Source organism: Phenylobacterium sp. Root700, from assembly GCF_001429025.1.
GTDB lineage: Bacteria > Pseudomonadota > Alphaproteobacteria > Caulobacterales > Caulobacteraceae > Phenylobacterium.
Genome location: NZ_LMHT01000022.1, coordinates 252367 through 270946, shown reverse-complemented (window position 1 = coordinate 270946; position 18580 = coordinate 252367). Strand labels below are relative to the sequence as shown.

The 18580-nt window shown below is 66.6% G+C and carries 19 protein-coding genes; 18 read left to right on the top strand and 1 reads right to left on the bottom strand.

Going from position 1 to position 18580, the window contains the following annotated elements; translation table 11 throughout:
* Window positions 1-13: 13 nt before the first annotated feature.
* The 11 genes from nuoN to ASE02_RS12105 all read left to right on the top strand — a co-directional run bounded on the left by nuoN (window position 14) and on the right by ASE02_RS12105 (window position 11821).
* Complete coding sequence (nuoN, locus tag ASE02_RS12155) at window positions 14-1456, top strand: NADH-quinone oxidoreductase subunit NuoN (RefSeq protein ID WP_056734496.1); 1443 nt, start codon at window positions 14-16, stop codon at window positions 1454-1456.
* Complete coding sequence (locus ASE02_RS12150; protein WP_056734495.1) at window positions 1457-2197, top strand: biotin--[acetyl-CoA-carboxylase] ligase; 741 nt, start codon at window positions 1457-1459, stop codon at window positions 2195-2197.
* 5 nt (window positions 2198-2202) lie between these two features.
* On the top strand, window positions 2203-2979 hold the full coding sequence (locus ASE02_RS12145; RefSeq protein ID WP_056734494.1) for a type III pantothenate kinase: 777 nt from the start codon (window positions 2203-2205) through the stop codon (window positions 2977-2979).
* On the top strand, window positions 2979-4658 hold the full coding sequence (locus ASE02_RS12140) for a ribonuclease J (RefSeq protein ID WP_056734492.1): 1680 nt from the start codon (window positions 2979-2981) through the stop codon (window positions 4656-4658). Before ASE02_RS12145 ends, ASE02_RS12140 begins: the two co-directional genes overlap by 1 nt.
* Before the next feature lie 56 nt (window positions 4659-4714).
* Entirely contained in the window at window positions 4715-5137 is a 423-nt protein-coding gene (gene mce, locus ASE02_RS12135; protein ID WP_056734490.1) for a methylmalonyl-CoA epimerase, read from the top strand.
* Window positions 5137-5400: a DUF1467 family protein gene (locus ASE02_RS12130; protein WP_056734488.1), complete on the top strand. Its 264-nt coding sequence runs from the start codon at window positions 5137-5139 to the stop codon at window positions 5398-5400. Before mce ends, ASE02_RS12130 begins: the two co-directional genes overlap by 1 nt.
* Before the next feature lie 320 nt (window positions 5401-5720).
* A complete protein-coding gene (locus tag ASE02_RS12125; protein WP_056734487.1) occupies window positions 5721-7019 on the top strand; it encodes a lipoprotein-releasing ABC transporter permease subunit in 1299 nt (432 codons plus the stop codon).
* Entirely contained in the window at window positions 7012-7698 is a 687-nt protein-coding gene (locus tag ASE02_RS12120) for an ABC transporter ATP-binding protein (RefSeq protein ID WP_056734485.1), read from the top strand. Before ASE02_RS12125 ends, ASE02_RS12120 begins: the two co-directional genes overlap by 8 nt.
* 200 nt (window positions 7699-7898) lie before the next feature.
* Window positions 7899-7988, top strand: coding sequence for a cell division inhibitor SidA (gene sidA / locus ASE02_RS23345; protein WP_156406023.1), 90 nt, complete (start codon window positions 7899-7901; stop codon window positions 7986-7988).
* Window positions 7989-8004: 16 nt separating this feature from the next.
* Window positions 8005-11448 carry a DNA polymerase III subunit alpha gene (gene dnaE / locus ASE02_RS12110; RefSeq protein ID WP_056734481.1) on the top strand — a complete coding sequence of 1148 codons (3444 nt, stop codon included), beginning with the start codon at window positions 8005-8007 and terminating at the stop codon, window positions 11446-11448.
* A gap of 4 nt (window positions 11449-11452) precedes the next feature.
* Window positions 11453-11821 (top strand): VOC family protein, encoded by a 369-nt coding sequence (locus tag ASE02_RS12105; protein ID WP_056734476.1) that lies wholly within the window; start codon window positions 11453-11455, stop codon window positions 11819-11821.
* Here the strand turns inward: ASE02_RS12105 and ASE02_RS12100 are convergent.
* The gene (locus ASE02_RS12100; RefSeq protein WP_156406022.1) at window positions 11815-12150 is read right to left on the bottom strand and encodes a hypothetical protein; all 336 of its coding nucleotides are present in this window, start codon (window positions 12148-12150) and stop codon (window positions 11815-11817) included. The genes ASE02_RS12105 and ASE02_RS12100 overlap by 7 nt on opposite strands.
* 233 nt (window positions 12151-12383) lie before the next feature.
* Between ASE02_RS12100 and rpsB the strand changes: the two genes are divergently transcribed.
* The 7 genes from rpsB to ASE02_RS12065 all read left to right on the top strand — a co-directional run bounded on the left by rpsB (window position 12384) and on the right by ASE02_RS12065 (window position 18567).
* The gene (rpsB, locus tag ASE02_RS12095) at window positions 12384-13313 is read left to right on the top strand and encodes a 30S ribosomal protein S2 (protein ID WP_056734473.1); all 930 of its coding nucleotides are present in this window, start codon (window positions 12384-12386) and stop codon (window positions 13311-13313) included.
* 99 nt (window positions 13314-13412) lie between these two features.
* Window positions 13413-14348 carry a translation elongation factor Ts gene (gene tsf / locus ASE02_RS12090; RefSeq protein ID WP_056734472.1) on the top strand — a complete coding sequence of 312 codons (936 nt, stop codon included), beginning with the start codon at window positions 13413-13415 and terminating at the stop codon, window positions 14346-14348.
* Between the two features lie 98 nt (window positions 14349-14446).
* A complete protein-coding gene (gene pyrH, locus ASE02_RS12085; RefSeq protein ID WP_056734932.1) occupies window positions 14447-15166 on the top strand; it encodes a UMP kinase in 720 nt (239 codons plus the stop codon).
* A gap of 40 nt (window positions 15167-15206) precedes the next feature.
* Window positions 15207-15773 carry a ribosome recycling factor gene (frr, locus tag ASE02_RS12080; protein ID WP_056734471.1) on the top strand — a complete coding sequence of 189 codons (567 nt, stop codon included), beginning with the start codon at window positions 15207-15209 and terminating at the stop codon, window positions 15771-15773.
* A gap of 37 nt (window positions 15774-15810) precedes the next feature.
* A complete protein-coding gene (locus ASE02_RS12075; RefSeq protein ID WP_056734467.1) occupies window positions 15811-16566 on the top strand; it encodes an isoprenyl transferase in 756 nt (251 codons plus the stop codon).
* Window positions 16544-17386: a phosphatidate cytidylyltransferase gene (locus ASE02_RS12070; protein ID WP_056734930.1), complete on the top strand. Its 843-nt coding sequence runs from the start codon at window positions 16544-16546 to the stop codon at window positions 17384-17386. The genes ASE02_RS12075 and ASE02_RS12070 overlap by 23 nt, the downstream gene beginning before the upstream one ends.
* Window positions 17374-18567, top strand: coding sequence for a 1-deoxy-D-xylulose-5-phosphate reductoisomerase (locus ASE02_RS12065; protein ID WP_056734466.1), 1194 nt, complete (start codon window positions 17374-17376; stop codon window positions 18565-18567). Before ASE02_RS12070 ends, ASE02_RS12065 begins: the two co-directional genes overlap by 13 nt.
* Window positions 18568-18580 lie beyond the last annotated feature (13 nt).

Here is an 18580-nt window from a genome sequence, read left to right as displayed (position 1 = left end):
GACCTGTAAAGTCATGATCTTTTCAAACGACCTTGCTCTCGCCGTTCCCGAGCTGATCCTCGCGATCTCGGCCCTCGGATTGCTGGTCTTCGGCGCCTTCGCGCCGCGGGCCGCCACCGCGCTGACCTTCGCCGCCATCGGCGCCCTGGCGCTCGCCGCCTGGGCCGCCGCCGTCGGCCCGATCGGTCGCGGCTTCTCCGGCGGCATGATCTCCGATCAGGCGTCGGCCTTCGCCAAGGTGGCGATCTACGCCGCCAGCGCCATCGCCATCCCGCTCGGCCAGAAATGGTTCGAGCGCAAGGCGATCCGCAACTTCGAGTTCCCGATCCTGATCCTGCTGGCCGCGCTCGGCATGGGCATGATGGTCTCGGCGGGTGACCTGATCTCGCTCTATATCGGCGTCGAGCTTCAGTCGTTGGCGCTCTACGTGCTGGCCGCCATGCACCGCGAGGACGCCAAGGCCTCGGAAGCTGGCCTGAAGTATTTCGTGCTCGGCGCGCTCTCCTCGGGCCTGCTGCTGTACGGCGCTTCGCTGATCTACGGCTTCGCCGGCTCGACCAAGTTCGACGACATCGCTGTGGCCGCCCAAACCGGCGCCAGCACCGGCGTGCTGTTTGGCCTGGTGTTCCTGATCTGCGGCCTGGCCTTCAAGGTCTCCGCCGCGCCGTTCCACATGTGGACCCCCGACGTCTACGAAGGCGCCCCGACCCCGGTCGTGGCCTTCTTCGCCGGCGCGCCGAAGCTGGCGGCCATGGTGCTGCTGGCGCGCGTGCTGTCGGAGGGCTTCGCCGGCGCCGCCGATCAATGGCGCCAGATCTTGGTGGTGATCGCGCTGCTGTCGATCTTCGTCGGGGCCTTCGCCGGCCTGGCGCAGAAGAACCTGAAGCGCCTCTGGGCCTACTCCTCGATCGCCAATGTCGGCTACGCGGTGCTCGGCCTGGCGTCCGGCAACGCCGAGGGCGTGCAGGCCATGCTGGTCTTCATGGTGCTCTACATGATCGACGTGACCGGCTTCTTCGCCTGCCTCACCGCCCTGTCGCGGAACGGCCGTCCGATGGAGACGATCGACGACATGGCCGGCCTGTTCAAGGAACGCCCCGGCATCGCCCTGGCCATGACGGCGTTCTCGCTGTCGGCGCTGGGCCTGCCGCCGTTCTCCGGCTTCTGGGCGAAGTTCTATGTCTTCAAGGCCGCCATCAACGTCTCCGATCCGATGATCCAGATCGCCGCCGTGCTCGGCCTGGTCGGTAGCGTCGTCGCCGCCTTCTATTACCTGCGCCTGATCAAGGTGATGTGGTTCGACGCGGCGCCTGGCGGGACCGACCCGATCCCGGGCGAGGCCAAGGCTGTCGCCATCGGCGCGGCCCTGTTCTCCTTCCCGGTCGTCCTGGGCGCGCTGATCTTCATCGACCCGCTGGCCAAGGCGGCGGCCGCCGCGTTCGGGTTGGCCTCCTAGGTGGGCGTCCACCCGCCGATCGAAGCCTACGACGAACTGGACTCCACCAACGCCGAGGCGCGTCGCCGCGCCGAGGCGGGGGAGGGCGGTCCGGTGTGGATCACGGCGGCGCGGCAAACAGCGGGGCGGGGCCGGCGTGGCCGGGCCTGGTCGACCAAGACCGGCAACCTCGCCGCCACCTTGCTGTTCATCACCACCAAGCCCGCGGGCGAAGCGGCGCAGCTCTCCTTCGTCGCCGCCCTGGCCGCGGCCGAGCTGGCCGACACCTGCATCGGGCCGGGCGCCGCCAAGCTGAAATGGCCCAACGACGTCCTGATCTATGGCCGCAAGGCGGTCGGCATCCTGATCGAGTCCGGCGCCCGTCCTGAGGGCGGCCTCTGGATGGCGGTCGGTATCGGCATCAATCTGGCTCACGCCCCGCAGGACGTCGAACGTCCCGCCACCGCCTTCGCCGAACACATGGCCGCCCCGCCGCCGGCGCCGCTGGACGCGCTGGAGCTGCTGGCGAGCAGCTTCGAACGCTGGCGCGCGGTCTGGGACCTCGAGGGCTTCGCGCCGATCGCCAAGGGCTGGACGGCCTACGCCCATGGCCTGGGTCAGCCCTGCGAGGCGCGGCTGCCGAACCAGACCCACCGCGGCGTGGCCGAGGGCCTGGACGCCGACGGGGCCCTACGACTGCGGCTGGACGACGGGGCGGTGCTGCGCATAACCGCCGGCGACGTCTTCTTTGGAGAGGCTTGAACGCGATGCTTCTGGCTATCGAACAAGGCAACACCAACACGCTCTTCGCCGTCCATGACGGCGAGACCTGGATCGCCCAGTGGCGGGCGGCGACCGACTCCAGCCGCACGGCCGACGAATACGCGGTCTGGCTTTCGCAACTGCTCAACATGGCCGGCCTGCAGTTCGGCGCGCTAACCGCCTGCATCATCTCCAGCGTGGTGCCGCAGTCGATCTTCAACCTGCGCAACCTGGCCAGACGCTATCTGCATGTCGAACCCCTGGTGATCGGCGAGAACGCCGACCTCGGGATCGAGGTGCGGATCGACAAGCCGTCCGAGGCCGGGGCCGACCGGCTGGTCAATGCGCTGGGCGCCCACATCGTCTATCCGGGCGAGCTGATCGTCATCGACAGCGGCACCGCCACCACCTTCGACGTCATCGCCGTGGACGGCGGATTCGAAGGGGGGGTGATCGCGCCCGGGATCAACCTATCTATGGAAGCGTTGCACTCAGCGGCGGCGAAACTGCCCAGGGTCGCGATCCAGAAGCCCCAGCAGGTGGTCGGCAAGGATACTGTCGGCGCCATGCAGTCGGGGGTCTTCTGGGGCTATGTGGCCCTAATCGAGGGCCTGATCGCCCGGATCAAGGCCGAGCGCGGGACCCAGATGACCGTCGTCGCCACGGGCGGCGTGGCCTCGCTGTTCCACGGCGCGACCATGGCCATCGACCATTTCGACCCGGATCTGACGATCCGCGGTCTTCTCGAGATTCATCGCCGGAACTCGGCGACAAGGACGTAATGAAAGCAAAAGACCAAGACGAACTCGTCTTCCTGCCGCTGGGCGGCTCGAACGAGATCGGCATGAACTTCAATCTGTACGGCTATGGTCCCCCGCATGCGCGCAAGTGGATCGTGGTCGACCTGGGCGTCACCTTTGGCGACCAGACGACGCCGGGCGTGGAAATCATCCTGCCCGATCCGGAGTTCATTCGCGAGCACGCCAAGGACATCCTCGGCATCGTCTTGACCCACGCGCACGAGGACCATATCGGCGCCGTGGCGTGGCTGTGGCCGCAACTGCGCGCGCCGCTCTATGCGACGCCGTTCACCGCCTTCCTGCTGCGCGAGAAGCTGCGCGAGAACGAGGACTGCGCCGACGCGCACATCACCGAGGTGCCGTTGGGCGGCAAGGTGACGCTGGGCCCGTTCGAGATCGACCTGATCACCCTGACCCACTCGATCCCCGAGCCGAACGGCCTGGCGATCCGCACCCCGCTGGGCACGATCCTGCACACCGGCGACTGGAAGATCGACCCCGATCCGGTGCTGGGCTCGACCACTGACGAGGCGGCGATCATCAAGCTGGGCGACGAGGGCGTCCTGGCCATGGTCTGCGACTCCACGAACGTGTTCGTGGACGGCGAGGCCGGCTCGGAAGCCGACGTGCGCGACGCCTTGGCGGTGCTGATCTCGGGCCTGCGCGGCAAGGTCGCGGTGGCCTGTTTCGCCTCCAACGTCGCGCGCATGGACAGCGTCATCCGCGCCGCCGAGGCGGCCGGGCGCCGCGTCTGCCTGGTCGGGCGCTCCATGCATCGGATGGCGGCGGCGGCGAAGTCCGTCGGCCTGTTCGTGGGCATCAAGGACTTCCTGACCGACCAGCAGGCTGGCGCTGCGGCTGACAACGAAGTGCTGTTCCTCTGCACCGGCAGCCAGGGCGAGGCGCGCGCCGCGCTCTCGCGGATCGCCGACGGCACCCACCAGCATGTGAAGCTGGGCGCGGGCGATGCCTGCGTGTTCTCCTCGCGGGTGATCCCGGGCAACGAGATCCCGATCCGCAACCTGCAGAACCGTCTCGCCGACCGCGGCGTGCGGCTCTACACCGAGCGCGACCATCCGGGCATCCACGTCTCCGGTCACCCGTGCCGCGACGAGCTGGCGCGGATGTACCACTGGGCGCGGCCGCAGATTGCGGTGCCGACCCACGGCGAGCGTCGCCACCTGTTGGAACACGCCGCCTTCGCCAAGGACCTGCAGGTCCCGCAGACCGTCGCGCCGCGCAACGGCGACATGGTTCGCCTGGCTCCTGGCCGCGCCGAGATCATCGACGAAGTTCCGGCTGGCCGCATCTATGTCGATGCCGGCGTCCTGACGCCCGAGAACGGCGACGCTCTGCGTGAGCGCCGTCATGCCGCCTTCAACGGCGTGCTGGCGGTGTCGGTCGTGCTCGACGGGCGCGGCAAGATCGTTTCCGGTCCGCTGATCCGCGCGCTCGGCCTGCCGGCCGACGACGACTATCCGATGGACGAGGTGCTGGACGACCTGGCCGGCGAGGCCCAGCAGGCCTTCGGCCGTCTGAAGGGCGACCAGCGCGATATCGACAGCGAGGTCGAGACCGCCATGTCCCGCGCCGTCAAGAAGGCGAGCCAACGGGTCTGGGGCCGCCGTCCCGTGGTCGAGACCACGGTGCTGAGAGTCTAGGACGGGCGCCGCTACGTGAACTCGCGCGGGGCGATGGAGAGGTCTATACCCAGGTCATGATCGGAAGATTGAACCACGTCGGGGTTGCGACCCCCTCCATCGCCGAGTCCGTGAAGCTGTATCGCGACGTGCTGGGCGCCACTAAGATCACCGAAACCAAGGCGATGCCCGAGCAGGGCGTTTATGTCTGTTTCGTGGACCTGCCCAACAGCCAGATCGAGCTGATCGAACCGCTGGGTGACGATTCGCCGCTTATCGGTTTCCTTGCGAAGAACCCGGCCGGCGGGCAACACCATGTCTGTTTCGAGGTCGCCGACATCATCGCGGCGCGCGACGACATGCGGGCCAAGGGCGCGACGGTGCTGGGGACCGGCGAGCCGCGGATCGGGGCGCATGGCACGCCGGTGATCTTCGTCCATCCGAAGAACATGGGCGGGGTCCTGGTCGAACTGATGGAAACCCCCAAGGAAGCGCACTGATGACGGTTTTCACCGGCGTAGCGATCTACTTCACCATCTGGTGGACCGTGCTGTTTTCGATCCTGCCGCTGGGCGTGACCAGTCATGCCGAGGCCGGGATCGACAAGGGCGATGGCGGTGATCCCGGCGCGCCGGTCGATCCGAAGCTGCGCAAGAAGTTCACCACCACCACGATCGTCGCCACGATCCTGTGGGTGATCCTGTTCCTGGTGCTGCATTTCAAGCTGATCCATCTGCCCGACGTGCCGGCCAGCTGGAGCTAGGCGCCTATCGGGGTGGCGGTTCGCTCATGTTTTGAGCGAACTTCGCCAAGTGCTCGCCGCCCTTACGATAGGGTGCGTCGCCGGGCGTCGCTCAGGGTAGTCGTGGTGACAGACACAGGCGGCCATCTGGTCGCTCGTGGCGTTTTCCCCGACACTCGAGGGCCGTCCGCATGGTTGGGCGGCCTTCTTTTCGCTCAGCTTCATTGCAAAGCTCGCGAACCAACGGCTATCAGGGTCGTTCAGCCAGCTCACCAGGGCTCTTCCTCTCAGATGCATTTTTCAAGACGACTGACGCCGTCCGCCGCCGGGGTGGTCCCCGCGTGAGCTCACAGGCGAGCAACGGCACGGCCGGCAGGGCGCCGCCCTTCGGCCAATGGGAACGTTCGGTGGCCGCGCGCTACCTGCGCGCCAAGCGCAGCCAGGGCGGGGTGGCGCTGATCTCGGTCATTTCGTTCATCGGCATCATGCTGGCCGTGGCGGTGCTGATCATCGTCATGAGCGTGATGAACGGCTTCCGGGCCGAACTGCTCTCGCGGATCCTCGGCTTCAGCGGCCACCTCTATGTCGCCGGCGGAGTGCTGACCTCGCCCGATCGCGACGCCGTGGTGAAGAGGATCGCCGACCTGCCGGGCGTGATCCAGGTGACGCCCGTGGTCGAGGCCCAGGCCATGGCGCTGGGCAACGGCCAGATCAGCGGCGCGATCGTGCGCGGCATCACCCTGGCCGATCTGAAAGCCACCAAGATCGTCTCCGGCAACATCACTCGCGGTACGATGGCCGGCTTTGGCGAAGGCGAGTACGGCGGGGACATGATCATGGTCGGCGACAAGCTGGCCCAGACCCTGGGCGTCGGGCCCGGCGACGAGCTGAGCCTGGTGTCTCCGACCGGCGGCGCCACGGCGTTCGGCGCCACGCCGCTGCGCAAGACCTACACCATCGCCGGGACCTTCACGGTCGGAATGAGCGAGTACGATCAGGCGTTCATCTACATGCCGCTGGAACAGGCGCAGCTGTTCTTCGGGCGTGACACCGGCATCGACTATCTCGAAATCAAACTGCAAGACCCGGACAAGGCCGTCGCCATGAAGCCTGACGTCGCCCGCGTCGCCGGGCCGGGCGCGCTGCTCACCGACTGGACCGAGAAGAACTCCGCCTACTGGGGCGCCCTGAAGGTCGAGCGCAACGTAATGCGGCTGATCCTGATGATGCTGGTGGCGATCGCGGCCATGAACATCATCTCGGGCCTGGTCATGCTGGTGAAGAACAAGGGCCGCGACATCGCCATTCTGCGCACCATGGGGGCGGGCCAGGGCTCCATCCTGCGGATCTTCTTCATGTCGGGCGCGGCGGTGGGCGTGCTGGGCACGCTGGCCGGCCTGCTGATCGGCTCGCTGTTCTGCATCTTCATCGGCGAGATCCAGCAGTTCGTGGAGTTCGTCACCGGCGCCGACGTGTTCAACTCCGACATCTATTTCCTCACCCGCATCCCGGCCAAGATCGACTGGCAGGAAGTCGGCGTGATCACCTTCTGGGCGCTGGCCATGTCGTTCCTGGCGACCCTGCCGCCGGCCTGGCGCGCCTCGCGTCTCGATCCGGTGGAGGCGCTTCGCTATGAGTGATCCTGTCCTCACCATCCGCGGCCTGACCCGGACCTACAAGAGCGGCGACAAGACGCTCACGGTTCTCAACGGCGTCGACCTGGATGTATATCCGGGCGAGATCGTCGGGCTGATCGGGCCCTCGGGCTCGGGCAAGTCCTCGCTGTTGCACGCCGCGGGGCTGCTGGAACACCCCGACGCTGGCCAGATCGTCGTCGAGGGCCGCGATTGCTCCGATCTCAGCGACCGCCAACGCACGCGGGTTCGTCTGGCCACGGTCGGCTTCGTCTACCAGGCCCACCACCTGCTGGCCGAGTTCACGGCTCTGGATAACGTGGCCTTGCCGCAGATGATCGCTGGCCGTTCGCGCAAGGCGGCGCGGGCTCGGGCCGACGAGCTGCTGTCGCGGCTGGGCCTCGCCGACCGTGTCGATCACCAGCCGGCCCAGATGTCGGGCGGCGAGCAGCAACGTGTGGCCATCGCCCGGGCGCTGGCCAATTCACCGCGCCTGCTGCTCGCCGACGAGCCGACCGGAAACCTCGATCCGCACACCTCGGCCGCGGTGTTCGAGAGCCTCTATGAGCTGGCCCGCAGCCAGGGCGTGGCCGCGCTGGTCGCCACCCACAACCTGGAACTGGCGCGCCACATGGACCGGGTGGTGGCGTTGAAGGACGGGCACCTGGAGCCGCAGGTCCTCTAGACTTGAGCCAAACCCCTCTCCCCGCTGCTGGGGAGAGGTTGGGTGAGGGGAGAGCCTCGCCGCCGCAACAGCGCTTTCCAGCGCCCGCTCTCGCTCCAGGCCGCGATTCCATCCTCATAATTATCCACAATGTCGCTTGACGAATGAGAACAAAACCAGAATAAGAACGAACCAAGAACTTCCACAAGAGAGTGCTGATCATGGTTCGTCTAGCTCGGGAATCGCTGGCCTTTATGTCGGTCGCCGGCTTTGTGTGGATGATGTGTGTGGTCGCCCAATTCGCGGCCTAACGACGGAGGTCTGAAGTTGAGCGAAGCGGTGAACGAGGGCTTCGTCCACCTGCGGGTTCGCTCCGCCTATTCGCTGCTGGAAGGCGCGATCAAGGCCGACAAGGTCAGCAGCCTGGCGGCGGCGGCGGGAATGCCGGCCGTGGCCCTGGTGGATCGGGCCAATCTGTTCGGCGCGCTGGAATTTTCAATCTACAGCAAGGATTCTGGGGTCCAGCCGATCATTGGCTGCGCGCTGCCGGTCACGGGCATCGGCGGCGGCCAGAGCGAGCGTTGGGCCAAGGTTCCGACCATCGTGCTACTGGCCCAGAGCGAGCGGGGCTACCTCAACCTCAGCGTCCTGTCCTCACACTGCTATCTCGAGGCCGACGGCAGCGAGGACGTCTCGGTCCCCTGGGCCAAGGTGGTCGAGCACAACGAGGGCCTGATCCTGCTGTCGGGCGGGGTCGATGGGCCTGTCGATCCGCTGCTGGCGGCCGGCAAGGTCCCGGAAGGCAAGGCCGCGCTCGCCGAAATGGCGCGGGTGTTCGGCGATCGGTTCTATGTTGAGCTCCAGCGCCATGGACTACCGTCGCAGGCCGGCGCCGAGGGCGAGCTCGTCGCCTTCGCCTATGACAACGACGTGCCGCTGGTCGCCACCAACGACGTCTATTTCGCCAAGAAGGAAATGTACGCCGCGCACGAAGCGCTGCTGTGCATCGCCGACGGCGCCTTCATCATGCAGGACGAGCGTCGGCGGGTGACGCCGGAGCACTGGTTCAAGCCGGCCGCCGACATGCGGACCCTGTTCGCCGATCTGCCGGAAGCCTGCGACAACACCCTCGATATCGCCCGGCGCTGCGCCTTCATGGTCAAGAAGCGCGACCCCATCCTGCCGCGCTTCGATACGGCGGGCGGGCGTTCGGAAGCCGACGAACTGGCGTACCAGGCCCGCGAGGGTCTGAAGGCCCGCATCGCGCGGGGCCAGGCCTCGTCCTTCCCGCCGGAGGAGTACGAGGCGCGGCTGGAGCGGGAGATCGGGGTCATCGCCCAGATGGGGTTCCCCGGCTACTTCCTGATCGTTGCGGACTTCATCAAGTGGGCCAAGGCGCACGACATTCCGGTCGGACCGGGACGGGGTTCGGGCGCCGGTTCGCTGGTCGCCTACTCGCTGACCATCACCGACCTTGATCCGCTGCGTTATGGCCTGCTGTTCGAGCGGTTCCTGAACCCTGAGCGGGTTTCGATGCCCGACTTCGACATCGACTTCTGCCAGGAGCGGCGGGAGGAGGTGATCTCCTACGTGCAGCAGCACTATGGCCGCGACCGCGTGGCGCAGATCATCACCTTCGGTACGCTGCAGGCCCGCGCCGTGCTGCGCGACGTCGGCCGGGTGTTGCAGTTGCCGCTCGGCCTGGTCGACCGGCTGGCCAAGATGGTGCCGGCCAACCCCGCCAATCCGGTGACGCTGGCCAAGGCCATCGAGATCGAGCCGCGCCTGAAACAGGCCAAGAAGGACGACGAGGCGGTCTCCCAACTGCTCGACGTGGCCTTGCAGCTTGAGGGCCTTTACCGGAACGCCTCGACCCACGCCGCCGGCGTGGTGATCAGCGACCGGCCGCTGACCGAACTGACGCCGCTCTATCGCGATCCGCGCTCCGAGCTGCCGGCTACCCAGTTCAACATGAAGTGGGTCGAGAGCGCCGGCCTGGTGAAGTTCGACTTCCTGGGTCTGAAGACGCTGACCGTCATCGACCGCGCGGTGAAGTTCCTCGCCAGGCGCGGCGAGGTCGTCGATTTCTCGACCCTGCCGCTCGATGACGCGCCGGCCTATGAAGTCATGTCCAGCGGCGGCACCGTCGGGGTGTTCCAGCTTGAAGGGCAGGGGATGCGTGACACCCTGCGCCAGCTGCGCCCGGGGTCCATCGAGGACGTCACCGCCGTCGTTTCGCTCTATCGGCCAGGCCCGATGGACAACATCCCGGCCTTCATCGACTGCAAGTTCGGCCGCCGCGAGATCGACTACCTTCACCCGACCCTGGAGCCGGTGCTGAAGGAGACCTACGGCATCATCGTCTACCAGGAACAGGTGATGCAGATCGCCCAGATCCTGGCGGGTTACTCGCTTGGTGAAGCCGACCTGCTCCGCCGGGCGATGGGTAAGAAGAAGAAGGAGGAAATGGACCTCCAGCGGGCCCGTTTCGTCTCCGGCGCGGCCGAGAAGGACGTGCCTGCCGAGCAGGCTGGATCGATCTTCGACCTCGTCGACAAGTTCGCGGGCTACGGCTTCAACAAGAGCCACGCGGCCGCCTACGCCTATGTGTCGTATCAAACCGCCTGGTTGAAGGCGAACGCGCCGGTCGAGTTCTTTGCGGCCTCGATGAGCCTCGATATCTCCAACACCGACAAGCTGGCGGTGTTCTACCAGGACGCCAAACGCTTCAAGGTGAAGATCCGCAGCCCCGACGTGAACCGTTCGGGCGCCGACTTCGAGGTGGAGAACGGCGAGGTGCTCTATGCGCTGGGCGGGATCCGCAATGTCGGCCTGCAGGCGATGGAGCACGTGGTCGCGGTCCGCAAGGAAGGCGGGCCGTTCCGCGACATCTTCGACTTCGTCGAGCGGGTCGATCCGAAGCAGGTCAACAAGCGGGCGTTCGAGACGCTGGCGCGGGCTGGCGCGTTCGACTCCATCCATCCCAATCGCGCGCAGGTGTTCGGCGCGGCGGATTTCCTGGTGGCCTACGGGCAATCGGTCGCCACCCAGCGCAACTCCGACCAGCAGGACTTCTTCGCTGGGGGCGACTTCCAGGTCGAGGCCCAGAAGAAGAAGATGCCCAAGACCGACCCCTGGACGCCGGTCCAGCGGCTGGACGAGGAACTGGCCGCGGTCGGCTTCTATCTCTCGGGGCATCCGCTGGACGACATGGTCGAGGCGCTGCGCCGCAAGCGCACCGACCTGTTGGCCGAGGTGATCCCGAAGGCCGAGGCCGGGGCCGAGGCTTTCCGCATGGCCGGCGTGGTGCGCCGCAAACAGGAGCGAGCCTCGCAGTCCAGCGGCGAGAAGTTCGCCTTCGTCACCCTGTCCGACCCGACCGGGGAGTACGAAGTGCTGTTCCCGCCGGAGTCGCTGCGCAAGTGCCGTGACATGCTGGAGCCGGGCATGGCGGTGTCGCTCAAGGTCCGGGCCAAGGCGCGGGATGGCGAGGTGCGGTTCTTCGGCGATGACTGCGAGCCTGTCGACAAAGCGATCGAGAACGCCGTCGCCGCCCTGCGGGTGCACATCGTCCCTCGGAGCATCGAGATCGAGGCCATCAAGAAACGTCTGGGTGTCGCCAACCCGAGAGGCGGCGAGATCATCCTGGTCGCGCCGATCGACGGCGGGCGCGAGATCGAGATGAGGCTGCCGGGCCGCTTCACCCTCGACGGGGCGGTCCGCGGGGCCTTGAAGACCGCACCTGGCGTGGTGTTCGTCGAGGACCTCTGAGGCCGTGCTCGGTCACATTTCATTCGGTGTGAGCGATCTGGTCCGCGCGGGCGTCTTCTATGACGCGGTGCTGGCCCCGCTGGGCTGGGTCAGACTGTGGGACGACCCGGAGGGGTTGGGCTATGGCCGGCCGGGCGAGGGCGAGAAGCTCAACCTGTTTCCACATGCCGATGCGCGCCCGCCAGGGCCAGGGTTTCATCTGGCCTTCGACGCGGCCGATCATGCGGCCGTCGAGGCCTTTCACGCCGCCGCCCTGAAATCGGGCGGGACGGATCGTGGCGCGCCCGGGCTACGGCCGGGCTATGGCGCGACCTACTACGCGGCGTTCGTGACCGACCCCGACGGCCACAAGCTCGAAGCCGTCTGTCAGTAGGGCCATTTGACGTAGGGGCTGACGTAACCCTGAGGCTTGGGCGCGCTCGGATAGCCGTTCACGCCGCCACGGTTGGAATAGACCGACTGCGGCTCATAGGGCCGGAAGCGATCGGCGCCGACCGGGGGTGGCGGCCGAGGCGGGGCGTAGGTCGGCGGCGCGCTGTAGCGCACCGGCGGCGGCGGGGCGTAGGCGGGGACATAGGTGGGAGCGTAGGTCGGGGCCGGGCGCATTGTCCCGGTCGGCTGGCCGAATGTCCCTGACGACGGCGTCATGATCCCGCCGGCCATCACGGCAAGCCCCATGCCGAACACTATGATAGGTGTCATTTGGGCCCCTCCAGCTACCTGAGAGGGAACTAACGGCCGGGCCCCTGCAAGCGACGGGCCGGGTTTGATCAGGTCGAGGCTTGCATTTTTAGGCGCTAAGCCCTATTTGCCCGCCTCATTCCACACGTAGGCGTTTGGCGACGCGCGGGGAGAAATCCCGCCTGTATCCATTCCGGTCCTCCATCAGGAGGGTTTGCCTGCGGAGGTTAACCGGAAAAAGGACGAAAAAGCCTATGGCGCTTCCTGAATTCTCCATGCGTCAGCTCCTGGAAGCTGGCGCCCACTTCGGCCACCAGACTCACCGCTGGAACCCGAAGATGGACCGCTACATCTTCGGCGCTCGGTCGAACATCCACATCATCGACCTGTCGCAGTCGATCCCGCTGCTGCACCAAGCCCTCGTCAAGGTGCGCGAAGTCGCCGCCGGCGGCGGTCGCGTGCTGTTCGTGGGCACCAAGCGCCAGGCTTCCGAGCCGGTCGCCATCGCCGCCAAGCGCAGCGCCCAATACTATGTGAACCACCGTTGGCTGGGCGGCACGCTCACCAACTGGCGCACCGTGTCGGGTTCGATCCAACGCCTGCGTGAGCTGGAAGGCCTGCTCGAAGGCGAAGGCCAAGGCCGTTCCAAGAAGGAACTGCTGCAGATGACGCGCGAGCGCGACAAGCTCGAGCTGAGCCTCGGCGGTATCAAGGACATGGGCGGTATTCCGGACCTGATGTTCGTGATCGACACCAACAAGGAGTCGATCGCGATCCAAGAGGCTCGCAAGCTGAACATCCCGGTGATCGCGATCCTCGACACCAACTGCAATCCGGACGGCATCACCTATCCGATCCCGGGCAACGATGACGCCGCGCGCGCCATCCAGCTCTATTGCGATCTGATGGCCGACTCGGTCCTCGACGGTCTCGCCGCCGGCCAATCGGCCTCGGGCGTGGACCTGGGCGCTTCCATCGCGCCGATCGAGCCGACCCTGGCGCGTGAGCTGACCCCGGAGCCCCAAGTCGTCGAAGCCGCCGTCGCGGCTCCGGTCGTTGAAGCAGCTCCGGTTGTTGAAGCAGCTCCGGTTGTCGAAACCGCTCCGGTTGTCGAAGCTGCCCCGGTCGCTGAAGCCGCCTCGGAGGCCCCGGCCGCCGAAGCTCCGGCCGCCGACCAAGCCTAAACCTGAGACGCTTCGGCGTCTTACGGGTTGACGTCAAACGATCATGGCCGGGCCCCATAAGGGTCCGGTCAAACCCATTCTGACTAGAAGGAGCTGACTATGGCGGAAATCACCGCTGCACAGGTCAAGGACCTGCGCGAGAAGTCCGGCGCCGGCATGATGGACTGCAAGAAGGCCTTGCAGGAAAACAACGGCGATTTGGAAGCATCCGTCGATTGGCTGCGCACCAAGGGTCTGTCCAAGGCCGCCAAGAAGTCTGACCGCGCGGCCGCCGAAGGCCTCGTGGCCGGCAAGCTGAGCGACGACGGCAAGACCGGCGTGCTGGTCGAGCTGAACGCCGAAACCGACTTCGTGTCGAAGAACGAAACCTTCCAGAACGCCGCGCGCGATTTCGCGCTCGTCGGCCTGGAAATCGAAGGCGTTGACGCCATCACCGCGGCCAAGACGGCCAAGGGCGAAGTCGTCAGCGACGTGATCACCAACTTGATCGCGACCATCGGTGAAAACATGCGTCTGCGTCGCTCGGCTCGCCTGTCGGTGAGCGAAGGCGCCGTGTCCCTCTACCTGCACAACGCGCAGGGCGAAGGCGTCGGCCGTCTGGGCGTGCTGGTGGCTCTGGAAGGCGCTGGCGATCAAGCCGTGCTGAAGGAAGTCGGCCGCAAGATCGCTCTGCACGTGGCCGGCACCCCGACCCCGCCGCTGGCGCTGAACGAGGGCGACCTCGACCCGGCGGCCGTCGAGAAGGAAAAGAAGTTCCTGACCGACCAAGCGCTGGAATCGGGCAAGCCGATCGGCGTCGTCGAAAAGATGATCGAAGGCCGGATCCGCAAGTGGCAGGAAGAAGTGGTGCTGCTGAAGCAACCCTTCGTCATGAACCCGGATCAGACCATCGAGGAACTGATCGCCGAAACCGCCAAGGAAACCGGCTCGCCGGTGACCGTGAAGGCTTTCGTGCGCTTCGCCCTGGGCGAAGGCGTGGAGAAGAAGGTGGACGATTTCGCCGCCGAAGTGGCGTCGATGACCGGCCAGGGCTGATTTAGTCCAAATTGAACGCCCCAAGGGCGCCGTGCGTTCGACGCGCACGGCGCCCTTGGTTTATGTAGTACAGCCCAGATTCTCGACGGATGCCGCCGATGCCCGAAGCCACGCCCCGCTACAAGAAGATCCTCTTGAAGATGTCGGGCGAGGTCCTGATGGGCGACGCGCTGTTCGGCATCGACACCAAGACCATCGAAGCGGTCGCCGAGGACATCAAGGAAGTGGTCGATCACGGGATCGAACTCTGCCTGGTGATCGGCGGCGGCAACATCTTCCGCGGCGTCTCGCTGGCCGGGAAGGGCATGGATCGGGCCAACGCCGACTATATGGGCATGCTGGCCACGGTGATGAACGCGCTGGCCCTGCAGGGCGCGCTGGAGAAGGTGGGCGTCTACACCCGCGTGCAGTCGGCGATCCCGATGGACGCGGTGTGCGAGCCCTACATCCGCCGCCGGGCGCTGCGTCACCTGGAAAAGGGCCGGGTGGTGATCTTCGCCGCCGGGCTCGGCGCGCCGTTCTTCACCACCGACACGCCCGCGGCGTTGCGGACCGCCGAAATGGGCTGCGACGCGCTCTTCAAGGGCACCAGCGTCGACGGCGTCTATACGGCCGACCCCAAGAAAGATCCCAGCGCCCAGCGCTATGAAACGCTCAGCTATCAGGAAGTGCTGGCCAAGGACCTGCGGGTCATGGACGCTTCGGCCATCGCCCTGATGCGCGACAACAAGACTCCGATCGTGGTGTTTTCGATCCGCGAACGGGGTAACTTCTTCAAGGTACTAAAGGGGCAGGGCGTCTTCACCACCATCGCCTGACGCTTGGCCCAGACACACTAGAATTGCGGGAGAAATTCCTATGGCTGCTGCTGAAAAACCGGTCCTGGCTCGTTACAAGGATCGCATGGACAAGGCCTTCAGCGCCCTCAAGGAGGAGTTCGCGAGCCTTCGTACCGGTCGGGCCACGGCCGGCCTGCTCGATCAGGTGATGGTCGACGCCTACGGCTCCATGGCGCCGATCAACACCGTGGCCTCGATCAGCGTCCCGGAGCCGCGCTCGATCAGCGTCAGCATCTGGGATCGCGGCCTAGTGGTCTCGGTTGAGAAGGCGATTCGTAACGCCGGCCTCGGCCTCAACCCCGTTGTCGACGGTCAGAGCCTGCGCGTGCCGGTTCCGCCGCTGACCGAGGAGCGCCGCAAGGATCTGGCGAAGATCGCCGCGAAGTACGCCGAGCAGCAGAAGATCGCGATCCGCAACGTCCGCCGGGACGCCAACGACGACCTGAAGAAGGCCGAGAAGGACAGCACCATCACGCAGGACGAACTGCGTCGGATGGAGACTGAGGTCCAGAAGTTCACCGACGAGTCGATCAAGCGCGTCGACGAAGCCTTGAAAACCAAAGAACAAGAGATCATGCAGGTCTAAATCGTCCCAGACCGGATCGAGGACGAACGGGAACCCCATGGCTACGGTCGATCAAGAGCAGCCCGCGCCGCACGCGCCCCTGCACGTGGCCATCGTCATGGATGGCAACGGCCGCTGGGCGAAACGTCGTGGCTTGCCGCGTCAGGTCGGCCACCCGAAGGGGGTCGATGCGATTCGGCGCGTGGTCGAGGCGGCCCCCAACCAGGGGATTCGCTGGCTGACGCTCTACGCCTTCTCGACGGAAAACTGGCGTCGCCCGGCTGGCGAGGTCGCCGAGGTCATGCGGCTGCTCAAGCTCTATGTGAACTCCGACCTCGACAAGCTGGTGCGCGAGGGCGTGAAGGTCCGCATCCTGGGGCGTCGCGAAGGGCTGCCGCCGGACGTCGCCGAGATCGTCGAGCGGGCCGAGCGCCAGACCGCCCATAACGACAAGTTCTTCCTGCAGGTGGCCTTCAACTATGGCGGCCGCGCCGATCTGGTCGACGCCGCCCGCGCCTTGGCGACTGATGTGGCCGAAGGCCGGATCACCGCCGACGACATCACCGACGAACTGCTGGAAGCCAAGCTCTCGACCGGCGGCCTGCCGGCTCCCGACCTGGTGATCCGCACCAGCGGCGAACAGCGCCTCTCCAATTTCCTCCTCTGGGAGTCCGCCTATTCCGAGTTCGTCTTCCAGGACGTGCTCTGGCCGGACTTCACGCCGCGACACCTGGCCGAAGGCATCGCGGAATATCAAAAGCGTGAGCGGCGATACGGCGGCGCCGTGGCCGATAATGTCCTTGCCGCCGGCTAGACGCTTCGACTGGTCCAATCTGGGCATACGCGTCGCCTCGGCCACGGTCCTGGTGCCTGCGGTGCTGGGTGCTGTCTGGTTCGCCGACTATCCGGGCTTCAGCTGGCTGTTCCTGGTCCTGGTGGCGGTCGCCGTAGCGCTGCTGGCCATCGAGTGGGGAGCGATGACCGCGCCCTACGCGCCGGTCCGCGTCTCCACGGCCCTGACCGTCGCGATCCTCGCAGGCGCTTTCCTGGCCCATGACGGGCGGATGCCGCTGGCCTGGAGCGCGGTGGCGGTGGGCGCGGCGGCGGCGGCCCTGGTGGCGCGCGGCGTCGCCGAGCGGCCCACCAATGCGGCGTTCGGCGCGATCTATCTCGCCATCCCGGTGATCTGCCTCGTCTGGCTGCGCTCCATGCCGGAGGGCCGGCAATGGACCGTGCTGCTGTTCGTCGTGGCCTGGTCGGCCGATATCGCCGCCTTCGCGGTCGGCAGCGCGCTGAAGGGCCCCAAGCTTTGGCCGCGTTTCTCCCCTAACAAGACCTGGTCGGGCTTCATCGGCGGCCTGCTCGCCGCGGCCGGCGCCGGCGTCGCCATGGCGGCGTTCAGCGACATCGTGCTGAGCCTCCAGGCCGGGGCGCTGATCGGCCTGGTCGGCGGTCTGGCGACCATGGCCGGCGACCTTTGGGAGTCCATGCTCAAGCGCCGGTTCGGCGTGAAGGACTCCGGCGACCTGATTCCCGGACATGGGGGTTTGCTTGATCGGGTCGATGGGTTGATGTTCGCAGCCGTCGTTCTGGCCGGGGCCCGCCTGATCAACCATTGGGGATGGGCGAATTGACTCTTCCGCGTCGCGTCAGCGTGCTGGGCTCTACAGGATCGGTCGGGGTTTCGACCCTGGACCTGCTGGACAAGGCGGGAGCCGAGGTCGAGGTCCGCGCGCTCACCGCCGGCAAGAACGTGGACCGGCTGGTCGAACAGGCGCTGCGTTGGCGTCCGACCCTGGCCGTCATCGAGGATGAGACCAAGTACGCCGAACTGCGCGACCGCCTGAAGGGTTCGGGCGTCCAGGCCTCGGCGGGGGCCGGCGCGGTGGTCGACGCGGCCGCGGCGGACGCGCAATGGGTGATGTCGGCCATCGTGGGCTTCGCCGGGCTGGCGCCGACGCTGGCGGCGGCCAAGGCCGGGGCCGTGATCGGCCTGGCCAACAAGGAAAGCCTGGTCTGCGCCGGGCCGTCCCTGCTGCGGACCGCCAAATTCGCGGGCGGCGCGGTGATCCCGGTCGATTCCGAGCACTCGGCGATCTTCCAGGTGCTGGACCCGATGAACGCCCAGCACGTCTCGCGGCTGATCCTGACCGCTTCGGGCGGCCCGTTCCGGGGCTGGACCATGGAGCAGATGGCCCATGCGACCCCTGAGCAGGCGATCGCCCACCCCAAGTGGGACATGGGCATGAAGATCTCCGTCGACTCCGCCACCATGATGAACAAGGGGCTCGAGATGATCGAGGCCGCCTACTTGTTCGCGATGCCGGCCGAACGGGTCGACGTGTTGGTGCATCCGCAGTCGATCATTCACAGCCTGGTCGAGTACGCCGACGGATCGACCCTGGCGCAGCTCGGCGCGCCCGACATGCGCACCCCGATCGCTTGCGCCTTCGCCTGGCCTGACCGGCTGCCCTGGCCCGCGCCGAAGCTCGATTTGGCCCAGATCGGTCAACTAACCTTCGAAGAACCCGACCTGCGCCGTTTTCCCGCCTTGAAGATCGCCAAAGAAGCATTGGCGGCCGGTGGGGCCGCGCCTGCGGTGATGAACGCCGCCAACGAGGTCGCAGTGGCCGCCTTCCTTGACCGCAAGATTGGGTTTCTCGATATTGCGGCCACAGTGGCCGAGACCCTTGAACGCGTGGAGGCCCTGGGCCTTCCGGTCGCGTCGGAGGGCGATACGCTTGAACGGGCTCGGCAAACGGATTCGAACGCCAGGCGTGTGGCCCATGATGTCGTCAGCGGCCTGGCCCGCTAGGATCCTGGAGGAA

Coding starts and splice junctions, on each gene's coding strand:
- ASE02_RS12065 (WP_056734466.1), top strand. CDS start 17,374: ATGGGCGAATTGACTCTTCCGCGTCGCGTCAGCGTGCTGGGCTCTACA.
- frr (WP_056734471.1), top strand. CDS start 15,207: ATGGCTGCTGCTGAAAAACCGGTCCTGGCTCGTTACAAGGATCGCATG.
- nuoN (WP_056734496.1), top strand. CDS start 14: ATGATCTTTTCAAACGACCTTGCTCTCGCCGTTCCCGAGCTGATCCTC.
- pyrH (WP_056734932.1), top strand. CDS start 14,447: ATGCCCGAAGCCACGCCCCGCTACAAGAAGATCCTCTTGAAGATGTCG.
- ASE02_RS12100 (WP_156406022.1), bottom strand. CDS start 12,150: ATGACACCTATCATAGTGTTCGGCATGGGGCTTGCCGTGATGGCCGGC.
- ASE02_RS12075 (WP_056734467.1), top strand. CDS start 15,811: ATGGCTACGGTCGATCAAGAGCAGCCCGCGCCGCACGCGCCCCTGCAC.
- mce (WP_056734490.1), top strand. CDS start 4,715: ATGATCGGAAGATTGAACCACGTCGGGGTTGCGACCCCCTCCATCGCC.
- ASE02_RS12120 (WP_056734485.1), top strand. CDS start 7,012: ATGAGTGATCCTGTCCTCACCATCCGCGGCCTGACCCGGACCTACAAG.
- rpsB (WP_056734473.1), top strand. CDS start 12,384: ATGGCGCTTCCTGAATTCTCCATGCGTCAGCTCCTGGAAGCTGGCGCC.
- tsf (WP_056734472.1), top strand. CDS start 13,413: ATGGCGGAAATCACCGCTGCACAGGTCAAGGACCTGCGCGAGAAGTCC.
- ASE02_RS12140 (WP_056734492.1), top strand. CDS start 2,979: ATGAAAGCAAAAGACCAAGACGAACTCGTCTTCCTGCCGCTGGGCGGC.
- ASE02_RS12145 (WP_056734494.1), top strand. CDS start 2,203: ATGCTTCTGGCTATCGAACAAGGCAACACCAACACGCTCTTCGCCGTC.
- ASE02_RS12130 (WP_056734488.1), top strand. CDS start 5,137: ATGACGGTTTTCACCGGCGTAGCGATCTACTTCACCATCTGGTGGACC.
- sidA (WP_156406023.1), top strand. CDS start 7,899: ATGGTTCGTCTAGCTCGGGAATCGCTGGCCTTTATGTCGGTCGCCGGC.